Annotated in this window: 20 protein-coding genes and 3 tRNA genes; 9 read left to right on the forward strand and 14 right to left on the reverse strand. The window is 65.9% G+C overall.

What is annotated here, in order from left to right; genetic code table 11:
- Window positions 1–62: 62 nt before the first annotated feature.
- From B9N97_RS22550 to B9N97_RS22570, 5 genes are all read right to left on the reverse strand, one after another.
- Window positions 63–692, reverse strand: a complete 630-nt coding sequence (locus B9N97_RS22550) for an NADH-quinone oxidoreductase subunit C (RefSeq protein ID WP_085089950.1) — start codon at window positions 690–692, stop codon at window positions 63–65.
- A gap of 99 nt (window positions 693–791) precedes the next feature.
- Window positions 792–1,337: a NuoB/complex I 20 kDa subunit family protein gene (locus B9N97_RS22555; RefSeq protein WP_174470176.1), complete on the reverse strand. Its 546-nt coding sequence runs from the start codon at window positions 1,335–1,337 to the stop codon at window positions 792–794.
- A complete protein-coding gene (locus B9N97_RS22560; RefSeq protein WP_045580751.1) occupies window positions 1,328–1,696 on the reverse strand; it encodes an NADH-quinone oxidoreductase subunit A in 369 nt (122 codons plus the stop codon). The genes B9N97_RS22555 and B9N97_RS22560 overlap by 10 nt, the downstream gene beginning before the upstream one ends.
- 314 nt (window positions 1,697–2,010) lie before the next feature.
- Window positions 2,011–2,087, reverse strand: a tRNA-Asp gene (locus B9N97_RS22565).
- Window positions 2,088–2,288: 201 nt separating this feature from the next.
- Window positions 2,289–2,516: a hypothetical protein gene (locus B9N97_RS22570; RefSeq protein WP_085089951.1), complete on the reverse strand. Its 228-nt coding sequence runs from the start codon at window positions 2,514–2,516 to the stop codon at window positions 2,289–2,291.
- 164 nt (window positions 2,517–2,680) lie between these two features.
- Here B9N97_RS22570 and B9N97_RS22575 point away from each other — a divergent pair, with 164 nt between their 5' ends.
- Complete coding sequence (locus B9N97_RS22575; RefSeq protein ID WP_244560844.1) at window positions 2,681–2,968, forward strand: hypothetical protein; 288 nt, start codon at window positions 2,681–2,683, stop codon at window positions 2,966–2,968.
- Between the two features lie 136 nt (window positions 2,969–3,104).
- Complete coding sequence (locus B9N97_RS22580) at window positions 3,105–3,512, forward strand: hypothetical protein (RefSeq protein ID WP_143266817.1); 408 nt, start codon at window positions 3,105–3,107, stop codon at window positions 3,510–3,512.
- 4 nt (window positions 3,513–3,516) lie between these two features.
- Here B9N97_RS22580 and B9N97_RS22585 read toward each other — a convergent pair whose 3' ends face one another.
- Window positions 3,517–3,978 (reverse strand): hypothetical protein, encoded by a 462-nt coding sequence (locus tag B9N97_RS22585; protein WP_085089953.1) that lies wholly within the window; start codon window positions 3,976–3,978, stop codon window positions 3,517–3,519.
- A gap of 167 nt (window positions 3,979–4,145) precedes the next feature.
- Here B9N97_RS22585 and B9N97_RS22590 point away from each other — a divergent pair, with 167 nt between their 5' ends.
- Window positions 4,146–4,799 carry a DsbA family oxidoreductase gene (locus tag B9N97_RS22590; protein ID WP_085089954.1) on the forward strand — a complete coding sequence of 218 codons (654 nt, stop codon included), beginning with the start codon at window positions 4,146–4,148 and terminating at the stop codon, window positions 4,797–4,799.
- A 58-nt stretch (window positions 4,800–4,857) separates the two neighbouring features.
- Here B9N97_RS22590 and B9N97_RS22595 read toward each other — a convergent pair whose 3' ends face one another.
- Window positions 4,858–6,795, reverse strand: a complete 1,938-nt coding sequence (locus B9N97_RS22595) for a propionyl-CoA synthetase (RefSeq protein WP_085089955.1) — start codon at window positions 6,793–6,795, stop codon at window positions 4,858–4,860.
- A 186-nt stretch (window positions 6,796–6,981) separates the two neighbouring features.
- A complete protein-coding gene (locus B9N97_RS22600) occupies window positions 6,982–7,452 on the reverse strand; it encodes a DUF3574 domain-containing protein (protein ID WP_085089956.1) in 471 nt (156 codons plus the stop codon).
- Window positions 7,453–7,544: 92 nt separating this feature from the next.
- Here B9N97_RS22600 and B9N97_RS22605 point away from each other — a divergent pair, with 92 nt between their 5' ends.
- Window positions 7,545–7,895: a hypothetical protein gene (locus tag B9N97_RS22605; RefSeq protein ID WP_085089957.1), complete on the forward strand. Its 351-nt coding sequence runs from the start codon at window positions 7,545–7,547 to the stop codon at window positions 7,893–7,895.
- A gap of 12 nt (window positions 7,896–7,907) precedes the next feature.
- Here B9N97_RS22605 and B9N97_RS22610 read toward each other — a convergent pair whose 3' ends face one another.
- A complete protein-coding gene (locus tag B9N97_RS22610; RefSeq protein ID WP_085089958.1) occupies window positions 7,908–8,546 on the reverse strand; it encodes a LysE/ArgO family amino acid transporter in 639 nt (212 codons plus the stop codon).
- 97 nt (window positions 8,547–8,643) lie between these two features.
- On the opposite strand from B9N97_RS22610, the gene B9N97_RS22615 reads away from it, so the two are divergent.
- The 3 genes from B9N97_RS22615 to B9N97_RS22625 all read left to right on the forward strand — a co-directional run bounded on the left by B9N97_RS22615 (window position 8,644) and on the right by B9N97_RS22625 (window position 11,996).
- Window positions 8,644–9,573: a LysR family transcriptional regulator ArgP gene (locus B9N97_RS22615; RefSeq protein ID WP_085089959.1), complete on the forward strand. Its 930-nt coding sequence runs from the start codon at window positions 8,644–8,646 to the stop codon at window positions 9,571–9,573.
- Between the two features lie 71 nt (window positions 9,574–9,644).
- Window positions 9,645–11,459, forward strand: coding sequence for a M3 family oligoendopeptidase (locus tag B9N97_RS22620; RefSeq protein ID WP_085089960.1), 1,815 nt, complete (start codon window positions 9,645–9,647; stop codon window positions 11,457–11,459).
- Window positions 11,460–11,564: 105 nt separating this feature from the next.
- On the forward strand, window positions 11,565–11,996 hold the full coding sequence (locus B9N97_RS22625; RefSeq protein ID WP_085090715.1) for a bacteriohemerythrin: 432 nt from the start codon (window positions 11,565–11,567) through the stop codon (window positions 11,994–11,996).
- 76 nt (window positions 11,997–12,072) lie between these two features.
- On the opposite strand, the gene B9N97_RS22630 is transcribed toward B9N97_RS22625, so the two are convergent.
- The 3 genes from B9N97_RS22630 to B9N97_RS22640 all read right to left on the reverse strand — a co-directional run bounded on the left by B9N97_RS22630 (window position 12,073) and on the right by B9N97_RS22640 (window position 13,106).
- A complete protein-coding gene (locus tag B9N97_RS22630; protein WP_085089961.1) occupies window positions 12,073–12,804 on the reverse strand; it encodes a class I SAM-dependent methyltransferase in 732 nt (243 codons plus the stop codon).
- A gap of 127 nt (window positions 12,805–12,931) precedes the next feature.
- Window positions 12,932–13,007 (reverse strand) — tRNA-Lys (locus tag B9N97_RS22635).
- A 23-nt stretch (window positions 13,008–13,030) separates the two neighbouring features.
- Window positions 13,031–13,106 (reverse strand) — tRNA-Lys (locus tag B9N97_RS22640).
- A 240-nt stretch (window positions 13,107–13,346) separates the two neighbouring features.
- On the opposite strand from B9N97_RS22640, the gene B9N97_RS22645 reads away from it, so the two are divergent.
- Window positions 13,347–14,876: a class I SAM-dependent methyltransferase gene (locus B9N97_RS22645; RefSeq protein WP_085089962.1), complete on the forward strand. Its 1,530-nt coding sequence runs from the start codon at window positions 13,347–13,349 to the stop codon at window positions 14,874–14,876.
- Window positions 14,877–14,891: 15 nt separating this feature from the next.
- Here the strand turns inward: B9N97_RS22645 and hisE are convergent, their stop codons facing one another.
- The gene (gene hisE, locus B9N97_RS22650) at window positions 14,892–15,218 is read right to left on the reverse strand and encodes a phosphoribosyl-ATP diphosphatase (protein WP_085089963.1); all 327 of its coding nucleotides are present in this window, start codon (window positions 15,216–15,218) and stop codon (window positions 14,892–14,894) included.
- Window positions 15,219–15,353: 135 nt separating this feature from the next.
- A complete protein-coding gene (gene phoU / locus B9N97_RS22655; protein WP_085089964.1) occupies window positions 15,354–16,061 on the reverse strand; it encodes a phosphate signaling complex protein PhoU in 708 nt (235 codons plus the stop codon).
- Between the two features lie 207 nt (window positions 16,062–16,268).
- On the opposite strand from phoU, the gene B9N97_RS22660 reads away from it, so the two are divergent.
- Window positions 16,269–16,808 carry a TIGR00645 family protein gene (locus B9N97_RS22660; protein ID WP_085089965.1) on the forward strand — a complete coding sequence of 180 codons (540 nt, stop codon included), beginning with the start codon at window positions 16,269–16,271 and terminating at the stop codon, window positions 16,806–16,808.
- The last annotated feature ends 249 nt before the right edge of the window (window positions 16,809–17,057 follow it).

The following is a 17,057-nucleotide window of genomic DNA, read 5'->3' on the forward strand; positions in this document are numbered from 1 at the left end:
GTTCGCCCCGTTCGGACCAGTTGCTACGACGCCGGTCGCCGATTCGGTCGAAACGGTCATGCTCACGGCTTCTTGCTCCCGTCCTGGAGGGCCGCCTTCTCATCGCCGGGCAGCATGACGTTGGTCATGCCTTCCCACGGGCTGAGGAAGTCGAAGGCGCGGAAATCCTGGGTCAGACGGACCGGCTCGTAGATCACGCGCTTCTGGTCTTCGTCGTAGCGGGCTTCGACGTAGCCGGTCAGCGGGAAGTCCTTGCGGAAGGGGTGCCCCTCGAACCCGTAGTCGGTGAGGATGCGGCGCAGGTCCGGATGGTTCTCGAAGAAGATGCCGAACAGGTCCCACACCTCGCGCTCGAACCAGTTCGCGGCGCTGAAGACGGCAACGGCCGACGGGACGGGCGTGTCCTCGTCGGTGGCCAGCTTCACGCGCATGCGCTGGTTGTGGGTGTAGCTGAGCAGCTGGTAGACGACCTCGAACCGCTCCACGCGGTCCGGGTAATCGACCGCGGTGATGTCGGTCAGCTGCTCGAACCGGGTGGCCGGATCGTCGCGCAGCGCTGTCAGCACCGCCAGGATGGCCGGCCGTTTGACCGTTACCATCAGTTCGCCGAGCCTCACCTCGACCTTCAGGACGTCGCCGCCGATCTTGGCCGCGATGTCGTCCCCGAGTTCCTTCAACGCCTGTTCGGACATGGGTGGGACCCTGCCTTCCTACTTGTCTTCAGCGCGCTTCTCTTCCGGCCGCGGGTCCGGAGCCTCTTGCTTGGCCCCGGCCGGTCCGGTCCGCTGGGATCAGCGGGCGATGCGGTTGCCGCGCTTGATCTTCTTCTGGAGCTGGAGGATGCCGTAAATCAGCGCCTCCGCCGTCGGCGGGCAGCCGGGCACATAGATGTCCACCGGCACGATCCGGTCGCAGCCACGCACCACCGCGTAGGAATAGTGGTAGTAGCCGCCGCCGTTGGCGCAGGAGCCCATCGAGATGACCCAGCGCGGCTCCGGCATCTGGTCGTAGACCTTGCGGAGTGCCGGGGCCATCTTGTTGGTCAGGGTGCCGGCGACGATCATGCAGTCGGACTGGCGCGGGCTGGGACGCGGAATCACGCCGAAACGGTCCAGGTCATACCGGCTCATATAGGCGTGGATCATCTCCACCGCGCAGCAGGCCAGACCGAAGGTCATCGGCCACAGCGAGCCCGTCCGGGCCCAGGCCAGCAGGTCCTCGTACTTCGCCAGCACGAAGCCCTTGTCCTGGATCTCGTCCGAGACCGCGCGGATGTAGGCGTCCTGTTCCGGTCCGGGCGGAATCGGCGCCAGCGGCTTGGCGACCTCTACTCCCATTCCAGAGCTCCTTTCTTCCACTCATAAATGAAGCCGATGGTCAGGATGCCCAGGAACAGCATCATCGACCAGAAGCCGAACAGCCCGATGTCGCCCAGGGCGACCGCCCACGGGAACAGGAAGGCGACTTCCAGGTCGAAGATGATGAACAGGATCGAGACCAGGTAGAACCGCACGTCGAACTTGGTGCGCGCGTCCTCGAACGGCTCGAAGCCGCATTCGTAGGGGGAGACCTTCTCGGCGTCCGGGTTCTTCGGGCTGATGACGTAGGATGCCCCAACCATCACCGCGGCCAGCGCGATGCCGATCAGCAGAAACACCAGGATCGGAAGATACTCAATGATCAGCGGAGTCGACACCGCGTTCCTCCCATAAGCCCACGACCACGGGCGCCGTTCCGGCCGGGAAATCGGCGGAAGCGCAAAGCCGTGGCAGCCATGCCTTGGATTAGCCCATCAGACGGGCCGGAATATATGCCGAGACCGTGGGCAAGGAAAGCGCTTTGAATCGCTTTTCACCACGCGGAAGGACAAGCCGGCCCCCGCGAGAGAGCTTGGTAATACCACGTTTTTAAAACGGGGAAAAGGAAAGACAATACGCATGCGAAAAAGGACCCGCGGTTTGCGAGTCCTTTGGACATACTGGCGCGTTACGCGCAATTTAAAAAAGAGAGTGGCGCGAGTGACGGGACTTGAACCCGCGGCCTCCGGCGTGACAGGCCGGCGCTCTAACCAACTGAGCTACACCCGCGCAGAGCGACTTGTTTCAAAACACCACGCCGTTACAGAGCCAAAGGCTTGAACCGCTTAGTGTTTTCAACCGGAACCGTTGAAGGCCCCCGTCGTTCGGTGGGCGGTTTGTAGTCGCCCCGGCCGCCGCCTGTCAATCACCAAATTGCAAAAAATTTTCCGAAGGCGGAGCCGGCGGCACCGGGATGATCCGCCCGCCCGCTCAGGGCAGACGGTGGGCGTCGCGACGCAGGGCCTCCAGCCGGTCGAAGGCCTGCAGCATACCGGCGGACAGTTCGCGATGGTCGACCGCATCCGGTCCGCCGAACCGGGTCAGCGTCTCTTCCAGCGCGCGGGCCAGATGTTCAGCGACGTCGAGATGCTTCTGTTCCAGCGCCAGCTCCAGCGCGGCAAGGATGCGGTCGCCGAGCCGCCGTTCATTCAAGGTCATGCGTTTCCCCACCCGTATCCGGCAGCGGTCGGCGAGGCGCCGTCCCGCTTGCGTTTCGAGCCGAGAATAGCAGCTTCGTCAGTCCTGCGCGCGGGATTCGCATCGCTGCGACATTTCGGAGGCAGCCCTTCCGGAACCGCCCTACCCCGTGCGATAGTCCGCCCATGACGTTCCGTGACTCGCTCCTCTTCCGTCTCATCGCCGTTGTTCCAGCCGTCGCCGTCTTCGCGGCTGCGGGCCCCGCCATGGCGGCTGCCAATGTCTCAGCCGCCCAGGCCGAGGCGAAGGAAATCGCCAAGTCGATGGGCAACTGCACGCCGGCCAAGGTCGAGGTGCTGCGTTACACCGTCGGACGGGAAGGATCGACGACCTTCAAGGTCGGCTGCACCGAGGAAAAGGACGCCTTCGTCGTCGTGCAATGCCGGGCGCGCATCTGCACCCTGCTTCGTTAAGGCTCGCCCCATCGGCGAATTCACCGCTCGTTAACCGGGTTCGCGCGCAATGTGCAGGATGGGTGGCCCCTGCTTGGCAGGAGGGGCCGGCAAGGGGATTTGCAGGATGGTGGGCGCAGTGATGAATGCGGCGCGAATGGGGTCCAGGCGGGCCCGGCTTGTCCTGTCGCTGGCGATTTCGGCGTGGGCACTGGCCGGCTGCACCTCCCCGCTCGGTCTGGCTGCGGCTGGGGCCGATGTCGTGACGCTGAACGCGACCAAGAAGACCATCGGCGACCATATCGTTTCGGCGGCCACCGGGCGCGATTGCTCCATCCTCAGCTTCGAGAAGGACGGCGATTATTGCCCCGACAAGGTCGAGATCGACCGGTCGCGGCTCTATTGCTACCGCACGCTGGCCGACGTCGAATGCCACCACATTCCGGATCCCTACCGCAACGGCAACACCGCGCTGGCCAGTCCGCCGCCGGACGTGCGGACGCTGCCGCGCAAGCGGAGCTGGTTCGACGACGCCACGCCCTATACGGCCAACAACGGGTCGTAAGGCGTCAACGCACCTTCTTGGCGACGAAGGCCTTGGCGATCGCCATCATAGCCTTTTCATGATTCGGCCCGCCGGCCGGGGCGCTGTGGATGGTGGCGCCCTTCCCCGCCGGCGCGGACTTGCCGGCAGGCGTTGCGCGCTGTGGAGCCTGCTGTTCGTCCGGCTCGCGGCCCAGTTGGTTCAGCAGAGTCTCGAGCGCATCGCGGCTGAGGCCGGAGGCCGACGGACGCCCGCCCCCCGCACCGCCGGCGGCGGCTGGGCGTGCGGCCGGCCTGCTGCTGGCGGGACGGCCGGCGCGTTCGATGGCGGCGGCGGCGATGGCTTTCAGGAAGGGCTGGGCGATGCCGCGCAGCAGGTCGGGATCCTCGACGGCCCAGGCCATTAGGATCTTCTGCGCGTTCATCCGGCTGCCCTTGGCCGCCAGGATCGCTTCGCGCACCTTGCCGTCGACGTAGGAATTGCTCATCGGGAATCGCCCACCGGGATGTGTCCGCCGACCTTGCAAATATCGGCGGGACTGTTCAGGACTGTTGAGCCAACTCGGTTAACAAACGGTTGCATGGCCCTTCCACCCCGCGGGATGAGACGGAAGAAGCGGTTGCTCCAATTGGAGGAGGCGCGGATAGTGGCGGCATGCTGATCGAAACCTTCGCCGACCTGATCTGCCCCTGGTGCTACATCGGCAAGCGCCGGCTCGACCGCGCGCTGGTGCAGCGCCCGAACCTGCGCCCGGAAATCCGCTGGCAGCCGTTCCAGTTGAACCCGGACATGCCGCGCGGCGGTATGTCGCGTGACGAGTATCTCGCCGCCAAGTTCGGCGGGGCGGAGCGGGCGCGGCAGATTCACCGGGTGGTGGAGGATACGGCGGCGCGCGACGGATTGCCGCTGGCACTCGACCGCATCCAGCGCACGCCCAACAGCTTCGACGCCCACCGTCTGGTCCGCATCGCCGGCCGGCTGGGGCTGGGCAACGCCATGGCCGACGCGCTGTTCGCCGCCTATTTCGTCGAGGGCGTGGACATCGGCGACCCTGACGCACTCGCCAGCGTCGCTGCCGGGCTGGGAATGGATTTCGTCGAGACACGGCGCCAGTTGTCCACCGATGCCGAATCGGCCTCTGTCCTAGCCGCCGATACGTTGGCCCGTCAGATGGGGCTGCAGGCGGTACCCTGCTATATCTTCAACCGCCGCTACGCGCTCTCCGGCGCGCAGGAGCCCGCGAGTTTCCTGCCGCTGCTCGACCTCGGCAGCGAGGAGCCGGAAAACCTGTCGGTCGTCTCATGCTGATCCCGGTCCCGAAATGAAGAAGGGCGGCCCGAAGGCCGCCCCGCTTTCATGAAGCCTGTCAGGCCGACGTGCTGCTGGCCTTGGCGTAGCCCAGCGTCTTCAACGCGTCGGCGATCTCCGGCAGGATGCCCGGATCGTCGATGGTCGCCGGCATCTTGTAGTCCTGGCTGTCGGCGATCTTCTGCATGGTGCCGCGCAGGATCTTGCCGGAGCGGGTCTTCGGCAGGCGATCGACCACCAGGGCCCGCTTGAAGTCGGCGACCGGGCCGATCTGCTCGCGCACCAACTGGACGACTTCCCGGACGATCTCCTCGTGCGGGCGGGTCACGCCGGCCTTCAGGCAGACGAATCCCAGCGGCACCTGCCCCTTCAGGTCGTCGGCCACGCCGATCACCGCGCATTCGGCGACGTCCTTGTGGCTCGACAGCACCTCTTCCATGGCGCCGGTCGACAGGCGGTGGCCGGCGACGTTGATGATGTCGTCGGTGCGGGCCATGACATAGACATAGCCGTCATCGTCGATGAATCCGGCGTCGCCGGTCTGGTAGTAGCCGGGATAATCGGCGAGGTAGGACTTCTTGAAGCGCTCGTCGGCGTTCCACAGCGTCGGCAGCGTGCCCGGAGGCAGCGGCAGCTTGACGCAGATGGCGCCGATGTCGCCGCGCGGAACCTCCTTCAGCTCGGCGTTCAGCACCCGCACGTCCCAGCCCGGCATCGGCCGGGTGGCGGAGCCGTACTTGATCGGGAACAGGTGGACGCCCAGCGGATTGCCGGAGATCGCCCAGCCGGTCTCCGTCTGCCACCAGTGGTCGATCACCGGGACGTTCAGATTGTCCTCGGCCCAATGCAGCGTGTCGGGGTCCGACCGCTCGCCGGCCAGGAACAGGGCGCGGAAGTGCGACAGGTCGTACTTCTTCAGGTAATTGGCGTCCGGATCCTCGCGCTTGATAGCGCGGAAGGCGGTGGGGGCGGTGAACAGCGTGCCGACCTTGTGCTGCTCGATCACCCGCCAGAAGGTGCCCGGATCGGGGGTCCCGACCGGCTTGCCTTCGAAGACCACGGTGGTGCAGCCGGTCAGCAGCGGCGCATAGACGATGTAGGAATGGCCGACGACCCAACCCACGTCCGACGCCGCCCAATACACCTCGCCCGGCTTGACGTTGTAGATGTTTGTCATGGTCCAGCGCAGGGCCACCGCATGGCCGCCATTGTCGCGCACCACGCCCTTGGGCTGGCCGGTCGTGCCGGAGGTGTAGAGGATATAGAGCGGGTCGGTCGCCTTGACCGCCACGCACTCCGCCGGCTCGGCCTTCGCCACCGCCTCGGCCCAATCGACGTCGCGGCCTGCGATCAGGGAGGCGGTTTCCTGCGGGCGCTGCCAGACGATGACGCTGCCCGGCTTGTGGGCCGATTGCTCGATGGCGGCATCCAGCATCGGCTTGTACTTGACGATGCGGTTCGGCTCGATGCCGCAGGAGGCCGAAACGATGGCCTTGGGCTTGGCGTCGTCGATGCGGGTTGCAAGTTCGTGCGGGGCAAAGCCGCCGAACACCACCGAATGCACCGCGCCCAGACGGGCGCAGGCCAGCATGGCGACCAGAGACTGCGGGATCATCGGCATGTAGAGGAGAACGCGGTCGCCCTTCTCCACCCCCTGGGCGCGCAGCGCGCCGGCGAAACGGGCGACCTGGTCCTGCAACTCGACATAGGTGATGGTCTGGACGGTCTGGGTGACCGGGCTGTCATAGATGATCGCGGCCTGATCGCCGCGCCCGCCTTCCACATGGCGGTCCACCGCGTTGTAGCAGGTGTTCAGCTCCCCGCCGGTGAACCAGCGGTAGAAGGGCGCGTTGCTGTCGTCCAGCACCTTGTCCCATGGCTTGTACCAGGAGATGTCCTTCGCCGCCTCTCCCCAGAACCCGGCCGGGTCCGACAAGGAGCGGGCATGCATCTGGTCGAAAAGCTCGGCAGTGGTGGTGCTGGCGATCGCGCTCATGGCAGGGCGTCCCTCGTTCTATTTTGGTACTATTCGGTGCGTATTTCCTCTCGGCCGCGAAACGATCCGTTACGCAGCCTCCACAATCTGCGACAAAAGCATAAGTGCAGGCAAATGTCAGAAGGTCGGGGGTGCGACGGGCTGTCGCATTCCCCATTCGTGAAACGATGTTCCGACTCTTGAAACTCAGAAGGACACGCACACCGGTCGAATGGCCAGCCCGACCGACTGCTGGTGGAAGCGGTCCTTGTACAGGTCGACGATTTCGTGGATCAGCCGCAGGGTCGCCGGGTCGCCATCGGCCAGCAGAGTGAGGATTTTGCTGGGCTCCCGCACCAGATGGCCGGTCTGGATATCACGCCAATGACCGGAGGCATCGACGACGGTCAGCCCGTTGGGAAAGCGCGGCGTAACCTCACGGTCGAGGAAGTCGGTCCAATCGCGATCGCTGACGCCAAGCTCGCTGCCGATGTTGCGCCCAAAGAACAATTGCGCCTCGATCATCGCGCCTGCCGCATAGGCCTCGCAGACGGTCGGCGACACCGTCGGCGCGGGCGCCAGCTGGGCCGCGGCGGGGCCGGTCAGCAGAAGGAGCGCAAGGGCGGCGGACGACAGGCTGGGAACATGGTGCAGGACGGTGCGGTTGAAGAGACGCATGAGCGATTCTCCGTTCGGGCGGGAGATGGAGCGTCGGCAGTGCGATCAGCGACGCTCTGGTCAGGACGCCCCCGGACCGTTATGCATGGATCATGGCCGTCGATCCACCCATCACCGGGATTCGCCCGATCCTGACCGTCGTTCACGGCAACGGCGAGCGCCTGATCGTGGCCCGTCTCACCAACCTGGGCGGCGGCAGCCAGTCCAACCGCTTCGTCCTGCGCCGCGCCGATTTCCGCGCGCCCTGGGAACAGCCGGACAAGGGCTATTTCGGCTATGCCGAGGTCGCCCGCGCCCTGGACGCCAATGGCTGGCGCGGCTGCATCATCGAGGCGATGGCGACCACCGACCTGGAGGAACGCCGCGCCCGCCAGCTCGCCCGCAAGAAGCTGCACCTGCAATGCGTGGAGGCGGCCATCCGCCGGGCGCAGGAGGGGGATTGAGGAACGGCGACCTCACGCCCCTGTCTGCCCCATCAGCAGCCCCACCGCGATCGCCCACATCACCAGGGCGATGACGCCGTCCATCACCCGCCACGCGCTGGGCCGGGCAAACAGTGGGCGCAGCAGCCGGGCGCCGTAGCCGAGCGCGAAGAAGAACAGGAAGGACGCCGTCATCGCCCCCAGCGCGAAGGCCCCCCGCGCCTCGGCGAAGCGGGCTGAGACGGAGCCGACCAGCACCACCGTATCCAGATAGACATGCGGGTTCAGCCAAGTCAGCGCCAGGCAGGTCAGCAGCGCCGGCAGCAGCCCGCCCGGCTCCCGGTCGGCCGGGTTCAGCCCGCTGCCGCCGGCCCACGCCGACCGGGCGCTACGCAGGCCATAGACCAACAGGAAGGCGGCGCCGGCATAACGCATCAGCGGCTCCAGCCACGGCCAGCGTGCCGCGACGGTGGCGAATCCGCTCACCCCGGCCAGGATCAGGATGGCGTCCGACAGGGCACAGGTGGCGCAGATCGCCAGCACATGCTCGTTGCGCAGGCCCTGTCGCAGCACGAAGGCGTTCTGCGCCCCGATGGCGACGATCAGGCTGAAGCCCAGGAACAGGCCCGGCAGGAAGGCCGGCAACAATGCGGCGGGGGAAAGGTCGGTCATGGTGGAGGTTCCGGAGTGGCTGTGTGCCATTCCGCTACCACCGCCCACCCTATTGCCGTACTTAATCCTCCTTGACCTGATTAAGCAGAGCTAATTCATGCTTGACTATCCGCTGCTGACGGCTCTGGCCGCCGTCATCCGCACCGGCAGCTTCGAGCGCGCCGCCCGGCAGCTGCACGTCACCCCGTCGGCGGTGTCACAGCGGGTGAAACTGCTGGAGGAGCGGCTGGGCACCGTCCTGGTCGTGCGCGGCCAGCCCTGCACCGGCACCGCCGCCGGCCAGCGCCTGTGTCAGCACGTGGAACAGGTGGCGCTGCTGGAAAGCGAACTGCGCGGCGCCCTGCCCGGCCTGAGTCCGGCGGACGGTCCGGTCACCCTGCGAATCGCGGTGAATGCCGACAGCCTCGCCACATGGTTCGTCGCGGCGATGGCCGAGTTGCCCGACTGCCTCTTCGATCTGGTGCTGGACGACCAGGACCACAGCGCCGAATGGCTGCGCAAGGGCGAGGTGGTGGCCGCCGTCACCGCCAGCGCGGCACCGGTTCCCGGCTGCAACAGCCACCCGCTGGGCGCACTCCGCTACCGCGCCACCGCCAGCCCGGATTACCTGCGGCGCCATTTCGCCGACGGGGTGACGGCGGACGCCTTGGCGAACGCGCCGTGCCTGACCTTCAACCGCAAGGACCAGTTGCAGGCGCAGTGGTTGCGCATGGTGCTGGGCGACGGCGATCAAGGACCCGCGCTCACTCCGCCGACCCATTGGCTGCCCTCCACCCATGCCTTCGTCGACGGGGCGTTGGCCGGGTTGGGATGGGGGATGAACCCGGATCCGCTGGTGGCCGACCATCTGGCGGCGGGCCGTCTGGTGGAGTTGGTTGCCGGCCGCCCGCTGGACGTGCCGCTCTATTGGCAGCAGAGCCGGATCGCCGGAACCGCGCTGGCCGACCTGTCACGCGCGGTCCTGCGGGCCGGACGGCGGGCGCTGCATCCCACCGGCGGAGCGCTGGAACGCCCGCCCGCCCGATGAAGGCTTTGCCCGCGCCGAGTGCGCGCTTATATGGATCCGACAAATCTCTGGCAAATCTCTGGAGCGACCCGATGACCAGCAGCGCCGCCACGGCCGCAAACGACACCCCCGATCTGGGCGCGCTTCCCACCTGGGACCTGAGCGACCTCTACCCGGGCACCGAGTCGCCGGAGCTGAAGGCCGACCTCGACCGGATGGAGCGGGAGTGCAAGGCCTTCCGCGAGCGCTATGCCGGCAAGCTGGCGGCGCTGAACGGCGACGATCTGGCTGCGGCGATCCGCAAGTATGAGGACATCGACGAGACGCTGTCGCGCGTCATGTCCTATGCCGGGCTGGTCTACAACGGCAACATGGTCGACCCGGCCATCGCCAAGTTCTACCAGTCGGCACAGGAGCGGGTGAACGACATCTCCGCCCACCTGATCTTCTTCACGCTGGAGATCAACCGGCTGGACGACAAGGATCTGGCGGCCAAGCAGAAAGCGTCCTCGGCCCTGCGCCATTACGAGCCGTGGCTGCGCGACGTCCGCCTCTATCGCGATCACCAGCTGTCCGACGAGATCGAACGGCTGCTGCACGAAAAGCACGTCGTCGGCCGCGCCGCCTGGAACCGCCTGTTCGACGAGACCATCGCCAGCCTGCGCTTCCCCATGGGCGGCAAGGAGCTGACCTGTGCGGAGGCGCTGAACCGCCTGTCCGACCGCAACCCCGCCGTCCGCCGCGAAGCCGGCGAGTCGGTGGGTAAGGTGCTGGGCGAGAATGCGCGTCTGTTCGCGCTGATCACCAACACGCTGGCCAAGGACAAGGAGATCGAGGACGACTGGCGCAACTACCCGACGCCGACCTCCTCCCGCAACCTGTCCAACCGGGTCGAAGATGAAGTCGTCGACGCGCTGGTCTCCGCCGTCAAGAGCGCCTATCCGGAGCTGTCGCACCGCTATTATGCGATGAAGGCGAAGTGGTTCGGCCAGGACCATCTGGATTACTGGGACCGCAACGCACCCCTGCCGGAGGATGCCGACCGCAGCATCCCGTGGGACGAGGCGCGCGACATCGTGCTGGGCGCCTATGGCCGCTTCTCCCCCGACCTCGCCAGTCTGGGCAAGCGCTTCTTCGACAATCCCTGGATCGACGCCCCGGTCCGCCCCGGCAAGGCGCCGGGCGCCTTCGCCCACCCGACCGTGCCCAGCGTCCACCCCTATCTGCTGGTCAACTACCAGGGCAAGACGCGCGACGTGATGACGCTGGCCCATGAGCTTGGGCATGGCGTCCACCAGATCCTGGCCGGCCGCCAAGGTCACTTCCTGTCCGACACCCCGCTGACACTGGCGGAGACCGCGTCGGTGTTCGGCGAGATGCTGACCTTCCGCGCCCTGCTGGCGGCGGAGACCGACCCTAAGCGCCGCCGCATCATGCTGGCCGGCAAGGTCGAGGACATGTTGAACACGGTGGTGCGCCAGATCGCCTTTTTCGATTTCGAACGCCGCGTCCACACCGAACGGCGCGAGGGCGAACTGACGCCGGAACGGATCGGCGAAATCTGGATGGCGGTGCAGGTCGAAAGCCTGGGCCCGGCGCTGCGCTTCGACGAGGGATACCGGCATTACTGGTCCTACATCCCCCACTTCATCCACTCGCCCTTCTATGTCTATGCCTATGCCTTCGGCGACTGCCTGGTGAACTCGCTCTATGCGGTCTATCAGGACGCAGAGAAGGGTTTCGCCGAGAAGTATCTGGCCATGCTGGAGGCCGGCGGCACGCTGCGCCACAAGGAGCTGCTGGCTCCGTTCGGGCTCGATGCCTCCGACCCCGCCTTCTGGCAGAGGGGCCTTGGCGTCATCCGCGGCTTCATCGACGAGCTTGAGGCCGGCGAGGCGAAAGCCTGACGATCCGGGTGTCTTGACCGCCGTCAAGAAACCCTGACGGACTTGCGGGTATGGTGGCCTTCGGAGCGTCGTCTCCGAAGGCCATCTCTTTTGGAAGCGAACATCATGCTTGCGACCACCACGCCCGCCATCCCCTCAGCCGCCCCATCTGCCGCCCCATCAGCCGATGCCCCCGTTCTCGGCTACGAGGTTATGGACCGCGACCACGCCGACTCCCTGGCCCTCTGGCAAGCCGCCCACGACGCCCCGGCCGGCGAGCTTCAAGCCCCCTTCGCCGCTTTCGCCAAGCATCTGCGCGAGCATTTCGCCCGCGAGAACGCACTGATGACCCAGCACGGCTTCTTCGCCCTGCACTGTCACAAGGACGAGCACGCCCGCGTCCTGAACGTGGTCGCAACCATGGAAGCCGAACTGGAAGAGGGAAACGAGGCCCGCGCCCGCCTGTATGTGACCGAGCATTTCCCCGACTGGTTCCACACCCATCTGGCGACGATGGACCGGGTGACCGCGGATTTCCTGGCGCAGGCGGAGGGGTGAAGAACAGGACGGACCGTCCGGGTCCCGTGCCGCAACGGGAAGCGGAGGAACGGCTCCGATCCGGATGGCTCCACTTTCAGGTTTTGGTAAGGAACATCGCGACGCTGGGCGCGGTGCGATAGAGGTTCGGACCCGCGGGAGCCGTATTCAGAAAATAGGACTTCGGGAATTTGGACCGCAGTAGCGAGAGACTGTCGAAAGCGCTGTAGCTGTAGGCAATCCCATCCCCTTCCGATTCCACATAGCCCTTCCCGCGGGTCTTCAGGAAATCGGCCAGCGGCCAAAACCCCAGCCGGTGAATGAGTTGCTTGACGAGACGGGCCACCGGGCTTCCATGGCCGAAATTGTTGGAATCGGAAATGAAGACGGCTTTACCGGCCACACGCGACATCTCGCGGACAGCCCGCATATCGTCGCGCACATGATGCAACATGCCGAATGCGCAGACCAAATCGAAACTGTCGTCGGGGTAGGGGATGTCGAGGGCGCTGCCTTCAACAAGCCGGTCGTGGCGATGACCCTTGCGAATTGCCTCGGCAATCATCTCGGGAACGGGTTCCAACCCGAAGACCTCAACATCCGGCGCATGCTGGGCCAGCCACAGCCCGACGCGACCGGTCCCACACCCAACGTCAAGCACACGTCGGAATTCATAAAGCCGAACGAGTCCGGTCAACCACTGCAAAGCGAATGTATGTTCATCAGCCTGGGAGACATGCATCTGATCATAAAGTTGCGCAGTCTTCCTGTAATAGGCACGCTGAGATTCCGCCAGGTTAGAATCCAATTGAACCAATGATTCTTGCATTGCGGCTTCCCATCATGGCCCCGCTCATGCGAACTCAATCATCAAACGGGACAAGGCTCGATGGTACAAATTGAAAAAGCCCGGCTCAAGGCCAGGCATCGAAGCTACACGGCTTTTTGAGAACGGATGGTGGGCGCACAAGGACTCGAACCTTGGACCCGCTGATTAAGAGTCAGCTGCTCTACCAACTGAGCTATGCGCCCATCCGTAGGAAATGTACAAGAGATGGTGGGCGCACAAGGACTCGAACCTTGGACCCGCTGATTAAGAGTCAGCTGCTCTACCAACTGAGCTATGCGCCCATCTCTTGATGCGGTGAACCTGACTGAAATCCTTGCTGAAATCAGCCGACTGTTCATCGCGCCGGCCAAGCCGTTGTCCCGGCCGGTGTGGCGCGGTTTATAGCGAAGGGCTTTTGGCCTGTCGATAGCAAAAACGCACTCCATGTGAATTTTTTGGCGCGCGCTTTTCGGTGGCCGGACTCCACCCCCGGCGGCTACACCGGCGCTGTCGAAACGGGACATCGGAACGGGAGATCGGGGATGGGCGGCTGGACCGAAGGCTATGTCGGCGGCATCGACTATATCCGCGCCGTCTATCGCGACTGGTCGCCGGCCCTGCTCTGCTTCGCGCTGACGCTGGGCGGCTGGCGCCCGCCCGAGGCGCTGCGCCGCGGCCGCTTCACCATGGCGGAGCCCGGTTGCGGCCATGGGCTGACCAGCGCCCTGCTGGCCGGCGCCCACCCGGCCGCGCGGTTCGAGGCGATGGACTTCAATCCCTCCCACATCGCCGGCGTCCGCCGGCTGGCCGCCGACGCCGGATTGACCAATGCCGAGTTCCTGGAGGAGAGCTTCGCCGAATACGCCCGGCGCGACGGCCCCATGCTGGACGCGGTGGCCCTTCACGGCGTCTGGTCCTGGGTCAGTGCGGAGAACCGCAAGATCCTGCTGGAGGTGCTGCGCCGCCGGCTGGCGCCCGGTGGTGTCGTCTTCGTCAGCTACAACGCCCTGCCCGGCACGTTGGCCCACATGCCGCTGCGCCGTCTGCTGGTGGAGCGCTGCGCCGAAGGCGACGGCCCCCTGCCCGACCGCATCGCCCGCGCGGTGGAGTTCGCCGCGCGGATGGCGGCGCAGGGCGGCGGCTGGTTCGCCAACACCGAGGGGGTGGTGGAGCGGATCGAGCAGCTTCGCCACAAATCGCCGAACTACATCGCCCACGAATATCTCAATGGTGACTGGACCGCCTTCTACCATGCCGACGTGGCGCGCGAACTGGCCGGCGCGAAGTTGGAATTCGCCGGCGCCGCCGTGCCGATGGAGCAACTGGACGACCTCACCCTCTCCCCCGCGCAGCAGGCGCTGGCGTCCGAGGCGCGCGACCCCGCCCAGGCGGAAACCCTGCGCGACGTGATGACCAACCGCAGCTTCCGCCGCGACCTTTTCGTGAAGGGCGGCGAACGGCTGGGTCCGGCCGAGCGGCGCGCACTGCTGGGCGCGACCCGGTTCACGCTTCTGGTCGCCACCGACGATCTGCCGGAGGTCGCGTCCACGCCCGTCGGCCGCCTGCCCTTCCCGCGGGCGCTCTACCACCCGCTGGCGGAAGCGCTGGCCGAGGGGCCGCAGGGCCTCAACGCGCTGCTCGCCCGGCCGGCCCTGGCGGCGCAGGGGGAAGAGGCGGTGCTGCGCGCGCTGGTGCTGCTGACCAGCCTGTCGCTGGCGGCACCGGTGATGCCGGACGACGGATTTGCCGAACGGAAGACCTCAAGCGACCGCTTCAACGCCGCGGTGCTGGAGCGCCACCGCTTTGGCGACACGCCGGGGCAGCTCGCCTCTCCCCTTCTGGGCGCCGGTGTGCCGGTGTCGCGGGTCGAGGCGCTGTTCCTGCTGGCTGCGCGGCAGGGTGAGGAACCGGCTGCCTTCGCGTGGCGTCACCTGTCGGCCGACGGCATCGTGCTCGGCCGGGACGGTGAGCGTTGCGAGGGAGACGACGCCAACCGCGCGGAACTGGCGCGCCGTCATGCGGCTTTCGCGCAGCGGCGATTGTTGTTGCTGCAAGGACTCGGGGTGGCTTGAACCTGAGTGACAGCGTCACCGCTCCGCCGCCGTCTTCGGCAGCTTTTCGGCGATGCCGTAGAGCGCCTCGCGCCGGCGGATTTCGGCGAAGACGTCGTCGGGATGGATGTTCAGCGTCGCCCACAGGACCGACAGGTTGTACAGCAGGTCGGCGCTTTCGTTGATGACGCCCTGGCGATCCTCGTTCATGGCGTCCAGCGCCACCTCGACCGCCTCCTCGCCCACCTTCTTGGCGATCTTCTTCGGGCCGGCGGCGATCAGCCGCGCGGTCTTGGAGTGCGCCGGATCCATCTGCTGGCGGTCGAGGATGGCGGCATAGAGGCGGATCAGGTCGTCGGTCATCAGGCGGGATTTGTCTCGTGTGCGGGCGACGGAAGCATCGTTTCGATAACGTGATCGCTCCGCGGCGGAATTACCATCCCCCATAGGCCCGAAGGCGCCGCACGATGGCCTTATGCCTTGCGGCGCTGCGCCGTTTCAGCTCACCGGATCATAGGAATGGTCGGCCTTCGGACGCTCGTCCAGCAGGGCTTCGCCGGTGCTGACGAAATAGACGACCTCGGCGATGTTGGTGGCGTGGTCGCCGATCCGCTCCAGGTTTTTGGCGATCATCATCAGGTGCATGTGCGCCGTGAACTGGTCCGGCGCCGCCAATGCCGACCGTTCCACTTCCGCAACGAGGCTGGTGTAGAGCGCATCCACCTCGTCGTCGGTGCGCCAGATGCGCAGGGCCGCCTCACCGTCGTTGTCGACATAGGCGTCGATGACGGCGCTGAGCCGTTCGCGCACCAGCCGGCCGAGCTGCGGCAGCCCCGCCATCGATCCGGCGTCGGGCAGGCTGAAGATGGCCACGGCCCGCTTGGCGGTGTTGGCGGCATGGTCGCCGATCCGCTCCAGATTGCCGGCGATCTTCAGCGCCGCGATCACCTCGCGCAGATCGTCGGCAACCGGCTGGCGCAGGGCCAGCAGGCGCATGCAGTGGGCTTCGATGTCGTGCTCGAAGGAGTCGAGTCGCGCATCCGACTCCACGATTTCCCGCGCAAGCTCGGGATTGCGCTGGGCAAGACAGGTCAGCGCCTGATCGATCTGCGTCTCCGCAGCGCCGGCCATCTGCACGATGGCGGATTTCAGCCGCTTCAGCGCGTCCTCGAACGCGGACACGATGTGCGGAGCGGAGGTCTTCATGGTCGCCAAACCCTTCCCGGCGGTCTTGTGCAAAGCACTCACCATAGCGCCCGGACGTTACGGTACGATGACAATCCCTATGACCAAAGGCGGCTCCACCTCCCTCTCACGCATTCCGTAAACAGCCGGATTGATTTTGCGGCGCAGCATTGCGACACATGGCGGAGTCCGCGCTTTTCCCTCCCTCAACGACGTGCCGAACCCGCCATGATCGAACGCCGCTTTGAACAGATCATTTTTGCCAGCCGTTGGCTGCTCGCCCCCTTCTATCTCGGGCTGGTCGTCTCGTTGGGCGCCCTGCTGGTGAAGTTCACGCAGGAGATCCTGCACATCATCCCGCATGTGCTGGAAATGAGCGAGAAGGACGTGCTTCTGGCCGTGCTGACGCTGATCGACCTGTCCTTCGCCGGAAACCTTCTGCTGATGGTGATCTTCGCCGGCTACGAGAACTTCGTCTCCAAGATCGACGTCGCCAATCACGAGGACCGGCCGGACTGGATGGGCAAGGTCGATTTCGGCGGACTGAAGCTGAAACTGATCGCCTCCATCGTCGCCATCTCGGGCATTCACCTGCTGAAGGCCTTCATGAACCTGTCGCAGACCTCGCGCGACGAGTTGATGTGGCTGGTCATCATCCACATGACCTTCGTGATCTCAGGCGTTTTGCTCGCCTGCATGGACAGGCTGGAGGGCCACCACGCCCCCGCCGCGAAGCCCGGAGCCAAAACCGCGGCGGACCAGCACTGAATTGCCGGGCACGGCCGACAAAAGGCCGTTGCGGCGCCGCATCGACAGGGATAGACACGTCACGGTCACACCGGCCTTCCGGGCTGTCGGCGGATCGGAACGGGCTTGACCGCAGGGCTTCTGGCCGTTGACGGAATATTAACCCTAACCCGCCAATGTCCCGATCACCAGACACCGCGCCGCGGCGGTCACCGGTCCTCCGGGGGCTGTCTTCGCGGCAGGTTTCAGGGCTGCCGGGCGCACTCTCCG

The organism is Azospirillum oryzae, from assembly GCF_900177515.1.
GTDB classification, from domain to species: domain Bacteria; phylum Pseudomonadota; class Alphaproteobacteria; order Azospirillales; family Azospirillaceae; genus Azospirillum; species Azospirillum oryzae_A.